This is a genomic window from Streptomyces sp. NBC_00083, from assembly GCF_026343295.1.
GTDB lineage: Bacteria > Actinomycetota > Actinomycetes > Streptomycetales > Streptomycetaceae > Streptomyces.
The window spans coordinates 173,940-190,963 of sequence record NZ_JAPELY010000005.1; the positions used below are offsets into that span (position 1 = coordinate 173,940).

Consider the following 17,024-nt stretch of genomic DNA (forward strand, 5'->3'; position numbering starts at 1 on the left):
CTCCTCCTGTGGGATGGATTCACGGGTCGGGACGGTCGGCGCGGGGTGGCCGGCACCGTCTCAGGCCGCCTGCTGACGCAGGTGGTCGCCGGTCTCCCACGGGTAGAGCTGGAGGTTCCAGCCGCCAAGGCAGTTGATGTAGAGGGCCATCTGGCTGGCGACGGCGTAGAAGTCGTCGCGGTCCAGGTCGTCGAGGACGTCGAGGAAGCGCTGGGTGAACGCCCACAGCTTCTCCAGGCCGCAGTAGCCGAGGAACTCGGCGGGCACGCCCACCAGGAGGCGCGTCATGTGCTTGAGCGAGTCCAGCGGCATGCCCTGCACGGCGCCGCGCACGATGCCGCCGTACGCCGCGTAACCCAGCGGCCGGGTCTCGCCGTTGACGAAGAGCAGCGTGGGCAGGACGGTGCCGAAGTTGCCGGCCTGCGAGGGGATGACGCCGCGGTGCAGGCCGTCCAGCTCTACGGGCGGATCCAGCCAGATCTTCTCGGTCTCGGCGTGGACGTCGGCGATCAGGCGCGCGGCGCCGGCGTGGGCGGCGGGCAGCTCCGGGATGCTGTGGCCACCCTGCTCGCCCGCGCGGCGGACCTCGGCGACGATCTGCTTCTTCGTGGAGTAGACGGCCTCCCAGATCGCGGCGCCGGCTTCGAGCAGCGCGGGCATGTCGGCCGCGCGGACCTGCCCGACGGGCGTGGCGGGCATCGGCTCGGTCAGCGTGCCGTACTTGATGCCGAGGTGCTGCAGCCCCGAACAGAACACCGTGCCGTCGGGGGCTTCGCGCCGGTCGGGGATGCGCAGGTCGTGCGGGGTGTGCAGCAGGGCGGGTATCGGGGACACGTGGTAGAGGTGCTCGCCCGCGATGAGCGCGTGGCCCTGGAGGCTCTGGTAGGGCAGCGACTCCCACAGGGCGTCCGCGAGCGCCGGGTTGCGGTCGTCCAGGTCGGCGGTGACCGTGATGCCCAGGTCGGGCCAGGAGATCTCGATCTGACGATCCGACAGCTTTTCGTACTTCTCGGACAAGGCGTTCCCCGTTCGTTGGTGCGGCTTGCTGTCCCAGGAGTACATCGCCAACCGGCGTATTCCGGCCAGGCGTTGAAACCATGAAGCCGTGATCTTCCTGGGTTCCGTTGTTTGTGTCTTTCTACGGAACCGCAGCTGAAACGGGTTGTGCACCCAAGCTACTCAGCCCCGGCCGGCCACCCGCTCCCCTCCTCGACGCCGGTCCGCCTCAGCCCGGCAACCCCGCCTTCACCTGCGGACCGTGCGCGGCTGGTCGCGCAGTTCCCCGCGCCCCTGGCGGGGCCGACCTCGGCGGGGCGCCCAGCCCGAGCATCCTCAGCCCGTCCGGCGTTTGAGGACGAGCGCCCTTTAGGCGCGAACGGGGTCTGGGGCGGAGCCCCACGCGGCTGGTGGTGGGGGCCGAAGGGGGAGGGGGGGATTGGGTGGGCGCTACGACCCGCGGCGGGCCCCCGTGCCGGAGGATGCGCGGGGACGAGGTCGAAAGGGAGGGCGGGGACATGGGTGTGCGGCGAGGACGGCCCACGTTGGGGATCCTGGGCGGCATGGGCCCCCTGGCCACCGCCGCGTTCTACCGCACCCTCGTCGAACGCACCCCCGCCCACGCCGACCAGGCCCACCTCCCCGTGCTCATCTGGGCCGACCCCGCCGTCCCCGACCGCACCACCGCCCTCCTCGGCGAGGGCCCCTCCCCGCTGCCCGCCCTCGTGGAGGGCGCCCGCTGGCTCCAGCAGGCCGGCGCCACCTGCATCGCCGTGCCGTGCAACACCGCCCACGCCTACGTCGAGCAGGTGGCGAGGGCGACCGGCGCCGAAGTCCTCGACATGATCGGCGCGGCCCTGCGCCGAGCCGCCCGCAGCGGGCCGGACGTACGCCGCGTAGGCGTCCTGGCCACCCGCGGCACCCGCACGGCCCGCCTCTACGAGCAGGCCGGCGAGCGGCTCGGGCTGAACATCGTCCAGGTGCCGGACGACGTCCAACGGGCCTACGTCGACCCGGCCATCCGAGCCGTCAAGGCAGGGGCGACGACCGCGCACGGCGACGACGGGCCCGAGCGCTGGATCGGCACCGCCGCCGAGGCGCTCAGGGAGCGCGGCGCGCAGGTGGCCGTCGCCGCCTGCACCGAGATCCCGCTGATCGCGGGCGCCGCCGCCCGGCTGCTCCCCGTCGTCGACTCCGCCGACGCACTCGTCGAGCGGGCCCTCGAACGCCTGTGGCGGCCGCCCGCGGAAGGATTCGTTCCGGGGTACGGGGGCGACGGCGTAATCTCGTTCGCAGCTACGGACGCGTACCGCCGCGCCGGTCCTAACCTGCGGAGATGATCAGGCACATGTCGACGCACCCCGCCCGGAGCCTGAGCCGGGTGCTCGAAGATCTCGGCCCCACCCTCCTCGATCTGCTGCACGGCGATCCCGGAGCCGAGGGCGAGCTCGGCGGTGTCGGCATCCACGATCCGCACGACGAGCAGCACTACCCGGAGCGGGCCATCGTGCTCGGCGTCGGGGTGCACGGCGGCGACGAGATCCGCCGGCTCCTGCGCGACCTCGGCCGCCTGGGCGCCGCCGCGCTCGTGGTGCGCGGGCCAGTCGAGGACGACGGCACCCTCGGCGCCGCCGCCGAGGAGTCAGGCACCGCCCTGCTCGCCCTGACCCGGGGCGCCTCCTGGGCCCAAATCGCCGCCATGCTGCGGACGTTGCTCGCGGAGGGCGACGTGGGAGAGGCCGGCGAGCAGACCCTCGGCGGGGTCCCGTCGGGCGACCTGTTCGCGCTGGCCAACGCCATCGCCACGCTCCTCGACGCACCCATCACCATCGAGGACCGCCGCTCGCGCATCCTGGCCTTCTCCGGCCGCCAGGACGAGGCCGACGCCCCCCGCGTCGCCAGCATCCTCGCCCGCCGCGTGCCCGAGCGCTATCTGCGCATCCACGAGGAACACGGCGTCTTCAAGGAGCTGTACCGCAGCGACAAGCCGGTGCACATCCCGCCGCCCACGCTCGGCGACGAGGTCGCGCTGCCCCGCGTCGCGATCGCGGTGCGCGCCGGCGACGAGATCCTCGGCTCCGTCTGGGCCGCGGTGCGCACCCCCCTCACCCCCGAGCGGGAGGAGGCGTTCCAGGAGGCCGCCAAGCTGGTCGCCCTGCACATGCTGCGCTTCCGCGCCGGCACCGACGCCGAGAACCGGCTCCGCGCGGATCTCGTGACCACCGCGCTCGAAGGCGGCTCGGGCGCCGTCGAGGCGCTCGGCCGGCTCGGGCTCGCCGACGGGCCCCTCCTCGTCATGGCGCTCGGCCTCGCACCGCTCGCGGACGCCGACCACGCCCAGGTCACCGCCGAACGCCAGCGCCTCGCCGGCGCGCTCGCCGTCCATCTGACCGCGGTGCAGCCGCGCTCCGCCGTCGCGCTGCTCGGCGACGTGGCGTACGCCCTCTTCCCCGTCGCGGGCGACCCGGCGACCGCGCGCGAGCGGGCCCTGAAGGTGGCCTCGAACTTCCTGGAGCGCACCGGCAACCGCGCGGGCGCGGTGATCGGGATCGGCTCCCTCGCCCCCGAACCCGCCGCCCTCGCCCGCTCCCGTGCCAACGCCGACCGCGCGCTGCGCGTCCTGTCCGGCGGCGCCACCGCCACCCGCCGGGTCGCCGCGATCGGGGACGTCTACATCGACGCGCTCCTCATCGAGATGCGGGACCTCGCGGTCGCCAACCGGGACGAACTCTCCGGATCCATCGCCGAGTTGGTGGCGTACGACCGCCGCCACAACGCCCACCTCGTCGAGACGCTGCGGGCCTGGCTCGACGCGTTCGGGGATGTGATCACCGCGTCGGCGAGCGTCTTCGTCCATCCCAACACGTTCCGCTACCGCATCCGCCGGGTCGCCGAGGTCGGCCGGATCGACCTCGGCGACCCCGCCGCACGGTTCGCCGCGATGCTGGAGCTGCGGCTGATGGGCCTGTACGACCCCGAGGCCTGACGGGCCCCCGGCCCGCCCCGATGTCCGGGCGGTCCCCCGCCCCGCCCGGACACCACCGGCTCACATCCCGGCCGCGTTCACAGCCGTACGCCCGGCGGCACCGTCAGCTCCCCGTGGGCGTCGTGGAAGGTGTTCGCCCGCTCGATGGTGCGCACCCAGTCGTAGAACACCTCCTTGGCCGAGAGCGTCTCGATGCCCCGGCCGGCGAGCCGCCGCAGCCCGCGCTCGTGGGCCGGTCCCGGCGAGTACGTGGCGTCGTCCACGACGGCGACCCGCTTGCCCGCGTGGTGCAGCTGGATCGCGGAGTGGGCCACGCAGATGTCCGTCTCGATGCCGACGAGGACCATGGTGGAGCGGCCGGTGGCGTCGAGGGCGGCGGCGATGGCAGGGTTGTCCCAGACGGCGAAGGCGTTCTTCGGCAGCGTCACGGCTCCGGCGGGCAGCGCCTCGCGGATCGGCGCCACGGTGTGCCCGCTGGTGGCGGGGTCCTCCTCGGTGACCACGACCGGGACGGCGAGGCGGTCCGCGACGGCGGTCAGCCACGCGACGCGCCGCACCATCGCGTCGAAGCGCTCGCGGTCCACGTCGACGCGGCCCGGCGGATAGAAGTCGCTCTGCACGTCGATGATCACCAGGGTGCAGTCGTCGCGGTCCAGCAGGGGCATGTCCGTCTCCTCGTACGTCGCGGTGCCGCCACCCTAGAAACGGAGCCGCCCCGGCAAGTCGTCCGCCCGACCAAGCCGCGCCCCGCTCCTTCGTCGGCGCGGACCAAGAACGGCGCGGGCGTCCGTGCCACGCTGGCGCCCTGACCGCTGGAGCCGAGGGAGGACGCCGGTGAACCCGGACCTGGAACGACGGGGCCCGGCCGCATCCCGGCCCGCACCCCGACCCGACACCGACCGCTGGGCCACGCGCCTGGCGGAGCTCGCCGCCGCGTGCGAGGTGCCCGGCGCGAGCCTCGCCTTCGCCCACGGCGGCCGGGTGCACACTTACGTGACCGGCGTCCTCAACACGGCGACCGGCGCCCCGGTCCGCCCCGATTCGCTGTTCCAGATCGGGTCCGTCACCAAGGTGTGGACGGCCACCCAGCTCATGCTCCTGGTCGAGCGGGGGGCTGTCGCGCTGGACACCCGCGTCGTGGACGTCCTGCCCGGGTTCGCGGTCGGCGACCCCGACGCGACCGCCCGCATCACCCTGCGCCACCTGCTCACCCACACCTCCGGCATCGACGGCGACCTCTTCCTCGACACCGGGCGCGGCGACGACTGCCTGGAGCGGTACGTCGCCGCGTGCGCGGAGCTCGACCAGACCTTCCCCGTCGGGGACTCTCACTCGTACTGCAACTCCGGCTTCGTCATCGCGGGCCGGGTGATCGAGCGGCTCACCGGCACGGTGTGGGACCGGGCGCTGCGCGAGCAGATCTGCGAACCGCTCGGCCTCACGCACACCTGGACGCTCCCCGAGGACGTGCTGCGCTTCGGCGCGGCGATGGGCCACGGCGCGTCGGGCGCGCCGGCGCCGGCCTGGGGGCTGCCCCGGTCGGTCGGCCCGGCGGGGCTGATCTGCGCCACCGCCGCCGACGTGGTCGCCTTCGGGCGCGCCCATCTGACGCCCGGCGCGCTCCTCGCCGACCCGGCCGCGATGCGCCGGCCCCAGGTCGACCTGCCCAACCCGCACGACGGCGGCAGCCAGTGGGGCATCGGCTGGTGCCTGGATGAATGGGACGGCCACCAGGTGGCCTCGCACACCGGTGACACCATCGGCCAGCACGCCGCCCTGTGGCTGCTGCCCGACCTCGGCACGGTCGTCGCGCTACTGGTCGACGGCGGGCGTGACGCCGAGTTCCAGCACCGGGTCATCACCGAACTCCTCGCGGAATTGCACGAGTTGACGGTCTCGGAGCCGATCGCGCCGCCCGCCCGTCCGGTCCGGGTGGACACCGCGGCGTTCACGGGCGTCTACGAGCGGGCCGGCAGCCGCATCCACGTCACGCGGGACGAGGGCGGTGAGGGCCTGCTGCGGATGCGGACCGAGCCCACCGGGATCCTCGTGGGCCTCGCCCCCACCAGGACCCTCACCCTCACCCCGGTGAACGCCACCACCTTCGTGGGGCGCGACGAGGACGACCCGATGTGGCGGGCCGTCGTCTTCGAGCACCGCGCGGACGGCCCCTCGTACCTGCACTACAGCGGCCGCGCCACACCCAAGTCGCCTACGGTGTACGGGACTTCCGGCACGCACCCCGAGCCCGTCGGCGAGGCGCTGGCCGCCGTGTTCCGCGAGGCCGGCGTGACCGGGTTCCTGCACGCCGTCGACCTCGGCACGGGCGAGGAGATCGGCGTCGGGGCCGACGAGCCGGTGACCGTCGCGTCGATCCGCAAGATCCCGGCCGCCGTGGCGTACGCCCGCCAGGCCGCCGCCGGCGTCCTGGACCGCGCGGCGCGGCACACCGTCACCGCCGTCAACCGCGAGGGCGGCGGCATCGGCACCGACAGCTGTCTGCACGACGTCACGATGAGCGTCCGCGACTTGGCGTTCTTCATGATGTCGATGAGCGACAACGCCGCCACGGACAAGCTCATGGAGATCCTGGGGACGGAGCACGTACGCACGGTGGCACAGGAGTTGGGCTGCCCGCGCATCCCTGTCGGGCGCTATCGCGAGCTGTGGGACCCGGTGTGGGCGGAGCTCGGGCTGGACGCCGACGGCGATCTCGACGCGCAGCTCGACGCCGTCGGCGAGGACCGCATCAGGAACCTCGCCATGCTCGACCCCCGCCGCTCCGCCTCGGCCACCCCGCGCGAGATCACCGGCCTGCTCGCCGCGATCTGGCAGGACCGCGCCGGACCTGCCGAGGCCTGCGCCGAAGTACGCGACCTGATGAGCCGTCAACTGTCTCAGCACCGGCTCGTCGCCGGGTTCGGGGACCTCGGCGACGCGGTACGGATCGCGGCGAAGAACGGCTCCCTGTGGGGGGTCCTCAACGAGGCCGCCGTCGTGGAGTACCCCGACGGGGGCCGATACGCGGTGGCCGTGTTCCTGCGCACCCGCACGCTCGGCGGGCGGGACCCGGCCGCCGACGACGCGATCGGGCGCGCGGCCCGCACCGCGGTCGACCACCTGCGCCGCGCCCGCCCCGCCCCTGCCTCCTCCTCCTCCTCCTCCTCCTCCTCCCGGAAGGAAACCCCCCGATGACCAACGCCGCGAACGACACCGAGGACCGCGTCCGCCCGACGCTCACCTCCCTCTTCGAGCGCGCCGGGGTCGAGGGTTTCGTCCACGTGCGCGACATCGACTCCGGGGCCGAGTTCGGCCACCGTGCCGACGAACGCACCGTGCTGGCCTCGGTGTTCAAGATTCCCATCGCCCTGGAGTACGCCCGCCAGGTCGCGGCGGGCACCCTCGACCCGGCGGCCCGGCACACGGTGAGCGCCGCGTACCGCTCCGGCAGCGGCGCGGCCACCGACGGCTGCCGCCACGACGTGGAGGCGAGCACGCGCGACCTGGCCTTCCTGATGATGACGATCAGCGACAACGCCGCCACCGATCTGCTCCTCGACGTCGTCGGGCCCGAGCGGGTCCGCGCCACCCTGGACGCCCTGGGCCACCCCGACTTCGGCGTGGCGTCCTGCGCCGCCCTCGACGACGGCATCCGCCGGGAGCTGGGTCTCGACCCGGCGCGCGGGCTCGACGAGCAGCTGGCCGGCATCGCGCCGGAGCGCCTGATGGCGCTGAGCGTCAACGATCCCGGCGTCGCTCCTTCGAGCACCCCGAGCGGGGTCACCGCGCTGCTCGCCGCGATCTGGCGGGACGAGGCGGGCCCGTCGGGCGCGTGCGCCGAGGTGCGCTCCCTGATGAGCCGGCAGGTCTGGCAGCACCGCCTGGTCTCGGGGTTCCCCGGCACCGTCCGGACGGCGGGCAAGACCGGCACGGACTTCGCGATCCGCAACGAGGCGGGGGTCGTGGAGTACCCCGACGGCGGGCGGTACGCGGTCGGGGTCTTCCTGCGCACCCCGGTCCCCGACGTACGCCAGCCGCGGGCGGACCGGGTGATCGGCGAGGCGGCGAAGCTGGCGGTCGACCACCTCCGCGGCTGACCCTCAGGCGAGGGTCGCCACTCGATGCCGGGCAGCATGCACATCCTCAGCCCGTCCGGCGCTTGAGCACGAGCGCGCTTTCAGCCCGTCCGGCGCTTGAGCACGGGCGCGCTTTCAGCCCGTCCGGCGTTTGAGGACGAGCGCCTTTCGGGCGCGAACGGGGTCTGGGGCAGAGCCCCAGGGGTCTGTACCTCAGCCCCCTCATCCCGCCCCCGGAGGGTTTCGGGAAGGGGCGGGGTGGGGCCATCCCGGGGCCTGGGGCGGAGCCCCAGCAACCCCGGCCTTCGTCAGCAGACCGTGCTGGGGCACCCGCGCAGTTCCCCGCGCCCCTAGAAGTAGGGCACCCGGCGTCGACGCCCGCAGCCCGCGCCCACCGCGGCGGAGCCGCGCCAACGGCACAGCCCCGCGCCCCTGGTAGGGCACCCGGAGCCGCAACCCCCGCCCGCGCCCACCGCGGCGGAGCCGCGCCAACGGCACAGCCCCGCGTAGCGCACCCGGCATCGCCGGATTGGGGCCCGGGTCCCAAGTTGGGCGGGGGGGTTTGTCGGCGGGGCTGAATCAATTCCGGCCAGGAGTCGTCAGGGTGAGGCCACCCATCCGCCCCGAGGAGCCCCCATGCCCCCCAAGACGAAAGCCACAGCGCTCGCCGCCTGTCTCGCGGTGTCGCTGCTGGCGGCCGGCTGCGGTACCGGCCGAGCCGGATCGGCCGGTGGCGACACCTTCAGTTACGCGATCAAGAGCGATCCCGGACTGCTCGACCCCGCCCAGGTGCAGAACACCACCACCTACACGGCCCTGTCGCTCGCCTACGACACCCTGGTGAACATCGGCCCCGACGGCCGAGTGGTCTCCGGGCTCGCCGACCGCTGGGCCGTCGCCCCCTCGTCGGTCACGTTCACCCTGCGCCCCGGCGTCACCTGCGCCGACGGCAGCCCCGTGACCGCCCGCACCGTCGCCGCCAACGTCGCCCACCTCACCGACCCGGCCACCAAGTCTCCGGCGCTCGGCGTCGTGGTCCCGCAGGGCCTGACCGCGAAGGCCGACGACGCCGCCGGCACGGTCACCCTCTCCACGCCCCAGCCGTTCGCGTTCATCCTGCAGTCCACGCGCTATCTGTTCGTGGTGTGCGGCGCCGGTCTCAAGGACCGCTCGCTGCTCGCGCGCGCCACCTCCGGCTCCGGCCCCTTCCGCCTGACGTCCGCGCGGCCCGGCCAGAGCTACGCCTTCGCCCGCCGCGCGGGCTACGCGTGGGGGCCCGGCGGCGCGGGCGTCCCCGCCGACGCGCCGGGCCGGGTCGTCCTCAAGGTCGTGGGCAGCGAGGCGACCGCCGCCAACCTGCTCCTCTCGCACCAGCTCAACGGCGCCCAGTTCGCCGGCCCCGACCGGTCCCGGGTGACCCGGGTGCCCGGCATCGACACCACCGTCGCACCCAACGGCACCCACGAGTTCTTCTTCCACCAGGGCGCGGGCCACCCCGGGCAGGACCCGGCGGTCCGTACCGCGCTGCTCCAGGCGGTCGACCTCACCGACCTCGGCGCCATCGCCACCGGCGGCACCGGACGCCGCCCCACCGGCCTTGTGATGCAGCCCCGGCCGTGCTCCGAGGACACCGTCACCGGACACCTGCCCGCCTTCGACACCCGGGCCGCCGGGGCCGCGCTGGACTCCGCCGGCTGGCGCCGCTCCGGCGACGGCGTACGCCGCAAGGACGGCAGGAAGCTCACCCTGCGCATGATCTACGGGACGTCCGGCGGGGAGACGATGGCGGCCGCCGCCGAGTACCTCGCCCAGGCGTGGCAGAAGGCCGGCGCCGACGTGCGGCTGCGGGCCCTGTCCGACGCCGCGTACGGCGAGGTCGAGTCCGTCACGCAGGACTGGGACGTGGACTGGGCGCCGCTCGGCGTCACCCTGCCCACCCAGCTCACCGGCTCCCTCTCGGGGCCGTTCACGCCCGACGGCGGCAACTTCGCGCACCTGACGAACAAGGCGTACGACGACCTCACCGCTCGGGCCGACAAGCTGCCGGGCACCACCGGGTGCGCGACGTGGGCGCGTGCCGAGAGCGCCCTGCTCGACAGCCGCGACCTGGTGCCCGTCGTGGACAAGACGCTGGCCACCGCCGCGTACGACGCCACCTTCCGCATCACCGCCGGGCTGTTCGACCCGACGTCGATCCGTATGACGGGAGCCACGAAGTGACCCCCCGCCCCGCCCCCTCGGACCGCCCGGCCCCCTCGGCGACCCGCGCGCCCCTGCCCGGACGGGCCCCGCGCGTGCGGCGCGCCCGCCGGCTCACCCCGCTCTTCCTCGCCCGGCACCTGCTGCGCCTCGCGGTCAGCCTCGCGGTGCTGGTCGTCGCCTCGTTCGCGATGATCCACCTCATCCCCGGCGACCCGCTGCGGCAGATGCTCGGCCCGACCGCGCCCAAGGAACTCGTCGACCAGCGGCGCGCCGCGATGGGCCTCGACGCCTCGCTGCCCGCCCAATTTGCCCACTACGTGCACCAGTTGGCGACCGGCGATCTCGGTACGTCGTTCTTCTCCTCGCAGCCGGTCGGCGACATCGTCGCCCAGGGGCTGCCCAACACGCTCTCCCTCGCGGTGCTCGCCACCCTCGTCGCGCTGGCCGTGGCGATCCCGCTCGGCATGTGGGGCGCCGTGCGCACCCACCGGGGACGCGGGCCCGCCACCGAAGCCGCGTTCACCACGCTGACCGGCGCCGCCGTGGCCATCCCCGAGTACCTCTACGGTCTGGCCCTGCTGCTCGTCTTCGCCCTCGGGCTCGGCCTGCTGCCGCCCGCCGGACTCACCGGCCCCGCCTCCTACGTACTGCCCGTCACCGCCCTCGCCATCGCGCCCGCCGCGATGATCGCCCGTCTCGCCCGGGTGGAGACCCTGCGCGAACTCGACACCGACTACATGCGGCTCGCGCACGCCAAACGCCTCCCGCCGCTGCGCCTGTACGGCCGCCATCTGCTGCCCAACACGCTGACCGCGACCCTGACCATGGGCGGTCTGCTGCTCGGCGGGCTGATCACGGGAAGCGTCCTCGTCGAGAACGTCTTCGCGTGGCCGGGGCTCGGCCGGCGGACCGTCGAGGCGATCACGCAGAAGGACTATCCCGTCGCCCAGGCCATGATCCTCGTCTACGGCGCGCTCGTCCTGGTCGTCAATTTCCTCGTCGACCTCGCCCTCGGCGTCCTCGACCCCAAGTCGGCTGCCCCGCACCCCACTTCGGGCGCACCCTCCCCGTCCGCCGCCACCCGCCAGGAGGGCTGATGCGCCGCCTGATGAGACACCCCGCAGGCCTGGCCGCCGCCGTCCTCGTCGCCGCCCTGATCGTGCTCGCCCTCGTCGCGCCGCCGCTGCTCGGGGACCGGGCCGCGGCCATCCACCCCGACCGGATCAACCAGGGTGCGGGCGCCGCGCACTGGCTCGGCACCGACGCGCTCGGCCGCGATCTGCTCGCGCGCACCCTCGTCGCCACCCGCCTCACCCTGGGCCTCGCCTTCCTCGCCACGCTGATCGGCACGGTCGGCGGTGTCCTGCTCGGGGCGCTGCCCTCGCTGCTGCCGCGCCGGGCCGGCCGGCTCGTCGTCGCCGCCGTGGACCTGCTCGTCGCGTTCCCCGCGCTGCTCCTCGCGATGTTCACGGCGGTGGTGACCGGGCTCGGCGCCCGCGGCGCGGTCCTCGGCATCGGGGTGGCGCTCGCCCCCGCGTTCGCGCGCCTCACCCACACCCTGACGGCGTCCGTCGCGGGCGCCGACTACATCGCCGCCGCCCGCATGCTGGGCGTGCCGCCGCACCGGGTGCTCACCCGGCATCTGCTGCCCAACATCGCGGAACCGCTGATCCTCAACACCGCTCAGGCGATGGGCAGTTCGCTGCTCGGCCTGTCCGCGATGTCGTTCCTCGGCATGGGCGTCCAGGCGCCGTCGTTCGACTGGGGGCGGCTGCTCAACGAGGCGTTCGGGCACGTCTACGTCACCCCCGCCGTCGTCGCCGCGCCCGCGCTCGCCGTCGCCCTGGCCGGGCTCGCCTTCATGCTGCTCGGCGACGCCTTCGCCAAGGCCGCCGCCGGTGCCGCCGAACCGGCCGGCGCTCCCGTCGCCCCGGTCGTCGCGCCCGCCGCCGACGCCCCCGACCCGGACGCCGTGCTCGACGTGCGCGACCTCACCGTGGCCTTCCCCGGCGGGATCACCCCGGTGCGCGCGGTGTCGCTGACCGTACGGTCCGGCGAGATCGTCGGCCTGGTCGGGGAGTCGGGCAGCGGCAAGAGCATGACGGCCGCCGCCATCGGCCAGATCGTGCCCTACCCCGGCATCGTCGCCGCCGCCCGCACCGCGCTGTGCGGCACCGAACTCGACGGCCTCGCCCCCGCCGAGCGCCGCGCGCTGCTCGGCGCCTCGCTCGCCATGGTCTTCCAGGACCCGACGGCCTCCCTCAACCCGGCGCTGCGCGTCGGCGGGCAGCTCACCGAGGTGGCCACCCTGCACGACGGCGCCACCCCGGCCGAGGCGCGGGCGCGCGCGGTGGAACGCCTGGGGAGCGTCCACATCAAGGAACCGGCCGCCGTGGTCCGCCAGTACCCGCACGAGCTGTCCGGCGGCATGCGCCAGCGCGCCGTCATCGCCATGGGGCTCATGGGCACACCCCGTCTGATCATCGCCGACGAGCCGACCACCGCCCTCGACGTGACCGTGCAACGCGAGGTGCTGCGCGTGCTGCGCGAGGTCGTCGACTCCACCGGCGCGGGCGCCCTGTTCATCTCGCACGACATCGCCGTCGTCAGCGACGTGTGCGACCGCGTCGCCGTCATGTACGCGGGGCGCGTCGTCGAGGAGCTGCCGGCCGACGCGCTGCGCCGCGCCCGCCACCCCTACACCCGGGCGCTCATCGGCTCGCTGCCCGACATGGACACCGACCGGGCGCTGCCGCTCGCCACCATCCCCGGCCGCCAGCCCTCGCCCGCCGACGTCGGCGACGGCTGCGCGTTCGCCGACCGCTGCGCCCTCGCGGGCGCCCGCTGCTCGGCGCCGCCGCCGCTCACCGCCCGCGCCGCCGGGCACCACGTCGCGTGCTGGGAGGCATGATGCGGATCAGCGAACTCACCGTACGGTTCGGCGCGTTCACCGCCGTGGGCGGCGTCAGCCTCGATGTCGCGCCGGGCACGGTCACCGGCCTGGTGGGCGAGTCCGGCTCGGGCAAGTCGACGCTGGCCCGCGCGGTGGCCGGCCTCACCCCGTACCGCGGCACGGTGACGGGGGTGGAGCGCGGCCGCGTCCAGATGGTCTTCCAGGACCCGTACTCCTCCCTCAACCCCCGGATGCGGATCGGCGACGCCATCGCCGAGGGCTCCCGCGTGCCCCGGGCCCGGCGCGACGCGGAGGTGGCCCGGCTGCTCGACCTCGTATCGCTGCCCGCCGCGCACGCCCGCCGCTACCCGCGCGAACTCTCCGGCGGTCAGCGCCAGCGCGTCGCCATCGCCCGCGCCCTCGCCGCCGGCCCGGACGTCCTGATCGCCGACGAGATCACCTCCGCGCTCGACGTCTCGGTGCAGGGCGCCGTCCTCAACCTCATCCGCGACCTGCGCGCCGAGCTGGGCCTGACGATGCTGTTCATCTCGCACAACCTGGCCGTCGTGCGGTACGTGTGCGACGCGGTCGCCGTGATGCGCCACGGCCACCTGGTGGAGGCGGGGCCCGTCGGGGACGTCATCGGCGCGCCGAGCCACCCGTACACCCGCACGCTGCTCGAAGCGGTCCCGTCACTGGCGCGGACCTGACCCTCAACTCACCTGCACCGCACCCCTGTTGAAGGACACCCCCATGACCCCCGACCTCCACACCCGGGCCGTCGTCGCCGACGCCCACAACGACCTCCTCATGGCGGTCGCCGCCCGGCCGCACCGGCGCTGGGCCGGCTTCTTCCGCGAGCGCTGGCTGCCGCAGCTGCGCGCCGGCGGCATCGACATCCAGGTGCTGCCCGTCTTCATCGACGACCAGCACCGCCCCGAGGGCGCCCTCCGGCAGACCCTTCGCATGATCGAGTGCGCCCATGTCCTGGCCGAGGGCAACGCCGGCCAGGTCGCCCTGTGCCGGGACGGCGACGAGATCGACGCGGCGCTCGCCCAGGGCCGGATCGCCCTCGTCCTCGCCCTGGAGAGCGCCCCCGGCGTGGACGCGAACGTCGAGCTGTTCTCGACGCTGTTCCGGCTCGGCGTCCGGATCGCCTCGATCGCGCACTGGGGCCGCACCCCGCTCGCCGACGGCAGCCGCGAGGACGCCACCGGCAGCCGCCTGACCGTGCCCGGGGTGGCGGCGCTCGCCGAGATGGAACGCCTCGGCATGCTCTTCGACCTCTCCCACCTGGGCGCGAGCGGCGTCGATCACGTCCTGGAGATCGCCCGGCGCCCGGTGCTCGCCACCCACTCCTGCGCCCGCGCGCTGCGCGACCACCACCGCAACCTGCCCGACGAGCACCTGCGGGGCGTGGCCGCGACGGGCGGCGTGGTCTGCGTCAACTTCGTACCGGACTTCCTCACCGACACCCAGGACTCGGTGGGCGTCGAGCGGATCGCCGACCACATCGAGCACATCGCCTCCGTCACCGGCATCGACCACGTCGGGCTCGGCTCCGACTTCGTCCAGGAGGTCATGACCGACCTCACCCCGCCGTGCTGCGAGAACCTCGACGACGAGGACCCCCTGTTCACCTTCCCCGGCCTCGAAGGCCCGGCGGGCATGCCGCTGGTCACCGGCGCTCTGGTGGAGCGCGGTTTCGGCGAGGACGATGTCCTCAAGGTCCTCGGCGGCAACCTGCGGCGAGTGATGGACCGTCACATGGGCCGTCCCCTCGGCAGCCACCGGGGCTGATCCGGACTTCTTCGTTCCGCGGTACGAATCCGCTCCCGATGTTGTGCCCCACGCACCAACTCCGCTCGCGGCGGCCTGTTTAGCGTGGCGCCATCCCACCTCTGGAGGATCCCCCCGTGCAGGCCGACCCCGCATCCCGCCCCGCGCCGCCGTCCCTCGACGCCATGCTCGCCGACCTCGAAACCCTCGTGACGTGCGAGTCCTACTCCGCCGACCTCGCGGCCGTGGCCCGCAGCGCCCAGGTCGTGGCCGACCTCGGCGGCCGGCTGCTCGGCGCCCGGCCGGAGACCCTGGTGCGGGACGGCGTGACCCATCTGCGGTGGAGCTTCGGCACCCCGCGCGTCCTGCTCCTCGGCCACCACGACACGGTCTGGCCGACGGGCACCCTCACCACGCACCCGTTCTCGGTGGAGCGGGGCGTGGCCCGCGGGCCCGGCGTCTTCGACATGAAGGCCGGTCTGGTCCAGATGTTCCACGCACTGGCCCTGCTGCCGTCCCTCGACGGCGTCTGCGTCCTGGTCACCGGCGACGAGGAGGTCGGCTCGGACACCTCGCGCGAACTCATCGAGGAGGCGGCCCGCGGGTGCGGCGCCGCGCTCGTCCTGGAGGCGTCGGCCACCGGGGGCGCCCTCAAGACCGTCCGCAAGGGCGTCTCCCACTACGAGCTCACCGTCCATGGGCGCGCCGCACACTCCGGGCTCGAACCCGAGAAGGGCGTCAACGCCGCCACCGAACTCGCCCATCAGCTCCTGGCGTTGGGGGAGATGAGCGCGACCGTCGCCGACCGCACGGGGCCGGGCACCACGATCACCCCGACCGTCATGTCGGCCGGCACCACCACCAACACCGTGCCGGCCCGCGCGGAGCTGAGCGTCGACGTACGGGTCCCCACACCGGCGGCGCAGCGGACGGTCGACGAGCTGATGCGCGCCCTCACGCCCCGCCATCCGGAGGCCCGGATCGAGGTCGACGGCGGGCCCAACCGGCCGCCCCTGGACGCCGGGAGCTCCAAGGACCTGTTCGCGCTCGCCTGCGAGGTGGCCGTCCGCTCCGGGCTCGGCCCGCTCCAGGAGGCCTCCGTCGGGGGCGCGTCCGACGGCAACTACACCGCGGGCGTGGGATGCCCCACCCTCGACGGGCTCGGCGCCGTCGGCGACGGCGCCCACGCCGACCACGAACATGTGGTGACCGCGCACATGGTGCCCCGCACCCGGTTCCTGGCCGATCTGGTCGGAGCGCTCCTGTGAACGCGCCCGAGGTGCGCGAACTGCACAGCACCGAGGAGTTCGAGGCCGTCAGCCGGCTGTACGCCGACATCTGGGGCACCCCGGCGGACCAGGGGCCGATGTCCGCGGAGGTCATGCGCGCGCTGTCCCACGCCGGGAACTATGTGGCGGGCGCCTATGCCGACGGGCGGCTCGTGGGGGCGTCCGTCGCGTTCTTCGGCGAGCCCCTCGGCACCACCCTGCACTCCCACATCACGGGCGCGCTGCCCGGCCACGGCGCGGGCCTCGCCCTCAAGCTCCACCAGCGGCAGTGGGCCCTGATCCGCGGCCTGAAGCGCATCACCTGGACCTACGACCCGCTCATCCGCCGCAACGCCCACTTCAACCTCACCAAGCTCGGCGCCCGCCCCGAGGAGTACCTGCGCTCCTTCTACGGCGCGATGGACGACGCCATCAACGGCGGCGACGAGTCCGACCGGGTCCTCGCGGCCTGGGACCTGTCCGCGCCACCGCCCGCCCCCGGCGACCGGGGCATCCCCCGCCCCGCCGGTGCCGCCCACGCGGTCCGCGGCGGCGCGGGACGGCCCGAACTCGCCGCCACCGACGCCGAGTTCGTCCTCATCGACCTGCCCGACGACATCGAGGCGCTGCGCCGCACCGACCCCGCCGCCGCCCAGGCCTGGCGGCACGCCGTGCGCGCGGGCCTCGGCGACCTGCTCGCCGAGGGCGGCCGGGTCGTCGGCCTGCACGACCGGCGCAGCTATGTGATCCGCCGCCGCCCCCGCACCACACCCGCACCCACCCCCGCGCCGACCACCCCCGCGCCCACCAGGAGCACCCCGTGA

At 74.4% G+C, this 17,024-nt stretch carries 13 protein-coding genes; 11 read left to right on the top strand and 2 right to left on the bottom strand.

Annotation, left to right across the window (positions count from 1 at the left end; translation table 11 throughout):
- Nucleotides 1-60 precede the first annotated feature (60 nt).
- Nucleotides 61-1,017, bottom strand: a complete 957-nt coding sequence (locus OOJ98_RS33440; protein WP_267058890.1) for a hypothetical protein — start codon at nucleotides 1,015-1,017, stop codon at nucleotides 61-63.
- A 497-nt stretch (nucleotides 1,018-1,514) separates the two neighbouring features.
- Between OOJ98_RS33440 and OOJ98_RS33445 the strand changes: the two genes are divergently transcribed.
- Together OOJ98_RS33445 and OOJ98_RS33450 are read left to right on the top strand one after the other, a co-directional pair.
- Entirely contained in the window at nucleotides 1,515-2,336 is an 822-nt protein-coding gene (locus OOJ98_RS33445; protein ID WP_267058891.1) for an aspartate/glutamate racemase family protein, read from the top strand.
- 8 nt (nucleotides 2,337-2,344) lie between these two features.
- Nucleotides 2,345-3,982: a CdaR family transcriptional regulator gene (locus tag OOJ98_RS33450; protein ID WP_267059091.1), complete on the top strand. Its 1,638-nt coding sequence runs from the start codon at nucleotides 2,345-2,347 to the stop codon at nucleotides 3,980-3,982.
- Nucleotides 3,983-4,059: 77 nt separating this feature from the next.
- Here the strand turns inward: OOJ98_RS33450 and OOJ98_RS33455 are convergent, their stop codons facing one another.
- A complete protein-coding gene (locus tag OOJ98_RS33455; protein WP_267058892.1) occupies nucleotides 4,060-4,647 on the bottom strand; it encodes an isochorismatase family protein in 588 nt (195 codons plus the stop codon).
- A gap of 169 nt (nucleotides 4,648-4,816) precedes the next feature.
- On the opposite strand from OOJ98_RS33455, the gene OOJ98_RS34880 reads away from it, so the two are divergent.
- From OOJ98_RS34880 to OOJ98_RS33505, 9 genes are all read left to right on the top strand, one after another.
- Nucleotides 4,817-7,177: a serine hydrolase gene (locus OOJ98_RS34880; protein WP_323177962.1), complete on the top strand. Its 2,361-nt coding sequence runs from the start codon at nucleotides 4,817-4,819 to the stop codon at nucleotides 7,175-7,177.
- Nucleotides 7,174-8,079 (top strand): serine hydrolase, encoded by a 906-nt coding sequence (locus OOJ98_RS33470; RefSeq protein WP_267058893.1) that lies wholly within the window; start codon nucleotides 7,174-7,176, stop codon nucleotides 8,077-8,079. The genes OOJ98_RS34880 and OOJ98_RS33470 overlap by 4 nt, the downstream gene beginning before the upstream one ends.
- Nucleotides 8,080-8,694: 615 nt before the next feature.
- Nucleotides 8,695-10,278, top strand: coding sequence for an ABC transporter substrate-binding protein (locus OOJ98_RS33475; protein ID WP_267058894.1), 1,584 nt, complete (start codon nucleotides 8,695-8,697; stop codon nucleotides 10,276-10,278).
- The gene (locus OOJ98_RS33480; protein WP_267058895.1) at nucleotides 10,275-11,357 is read left to right on the top strand and encodes an ABC transporter permease; all 1,083 of its coding nucleotides are present in this window, start codon (nucleotides 10,275-10,277) and stop codon (nucleotides 11,355-11,357) included. Before OOJ98_RS33475 ends, OOJ98_RS33480 begins: the two co-directional genes overlap by 4 nt.
- Nucleotides 11,357-13,171 (top strand): dipeptide/oligopeptide/nickel ABC transporter permease/ATP-binding protein, encoded by a 1,815-nt coding sequence (locus tag OOJ98_RS33485; protein WP_267058896.1) that lies wholly within the window; start codon nucleotides 11,357-11,359, stop codon nucleotides 13,169-13,171. Before OOJ98_RS33480 ends, OOJ98_RS33485 begins: the two co-directional genes overlap by 1 nt.
- Nucleotides 13,168-13,863 carry an ABC transporter ATP-binding protein gene (locus OOJ98_RS33490; protein WP_267058897.1) on the top strand — a complete coding sequence of 232 codons (696 nt, stop codon included), beginning with the start codon at nucleotides 13,168-13,170 and terminating at the stop codon, nucleotides 13,861-13,863. The genes OOJ98_RS33485 and OOJ98_RS33490 overlap by 4 nt, the downstream gene beginning before the upstream one ends.
- A 43-nt stretch (nucleotides 13,864-13,906) precedes the next feature.
- Complete coding sequence (locus tag OOJ98_RS33495) at nucleotides 13,907-14,953, top strand: dipeptidase (protein ID WP_267058898.1); 1,047 nt, start codon at nucleotides 13,907-13,909, stop codon at nucleotides 14,951-14,953.
- Between the two features lie 164 nt (nucleotides 14,954-15,117).
- Nucleotides 15,118-16,200, top strand: coding sequence for a M20 family metallopeptidase (locus tag OOJ98_RS33500; RefSeq protein WP_267059093.1), 1,083 nt, complete (start codon nucleotides 15,118-15,120; stop codon nucleotides 16,198-16,200).
- On the top strand, nucleotides 16,197-17,024 hold the full coding sequence (locus OOJ98_RS33505) for a GNAT family N-acetyltransferase (RefSeq protein ID WP_267058899.1): 828 nt from the start codon (nucleotides 16,197-16,199) through the stop codon (nucleotides 17,022-17,024). Before OOJ98_RS33500 ends, OOJ98_RS33505 begins: the two co-directional genes overlap by 4 nt.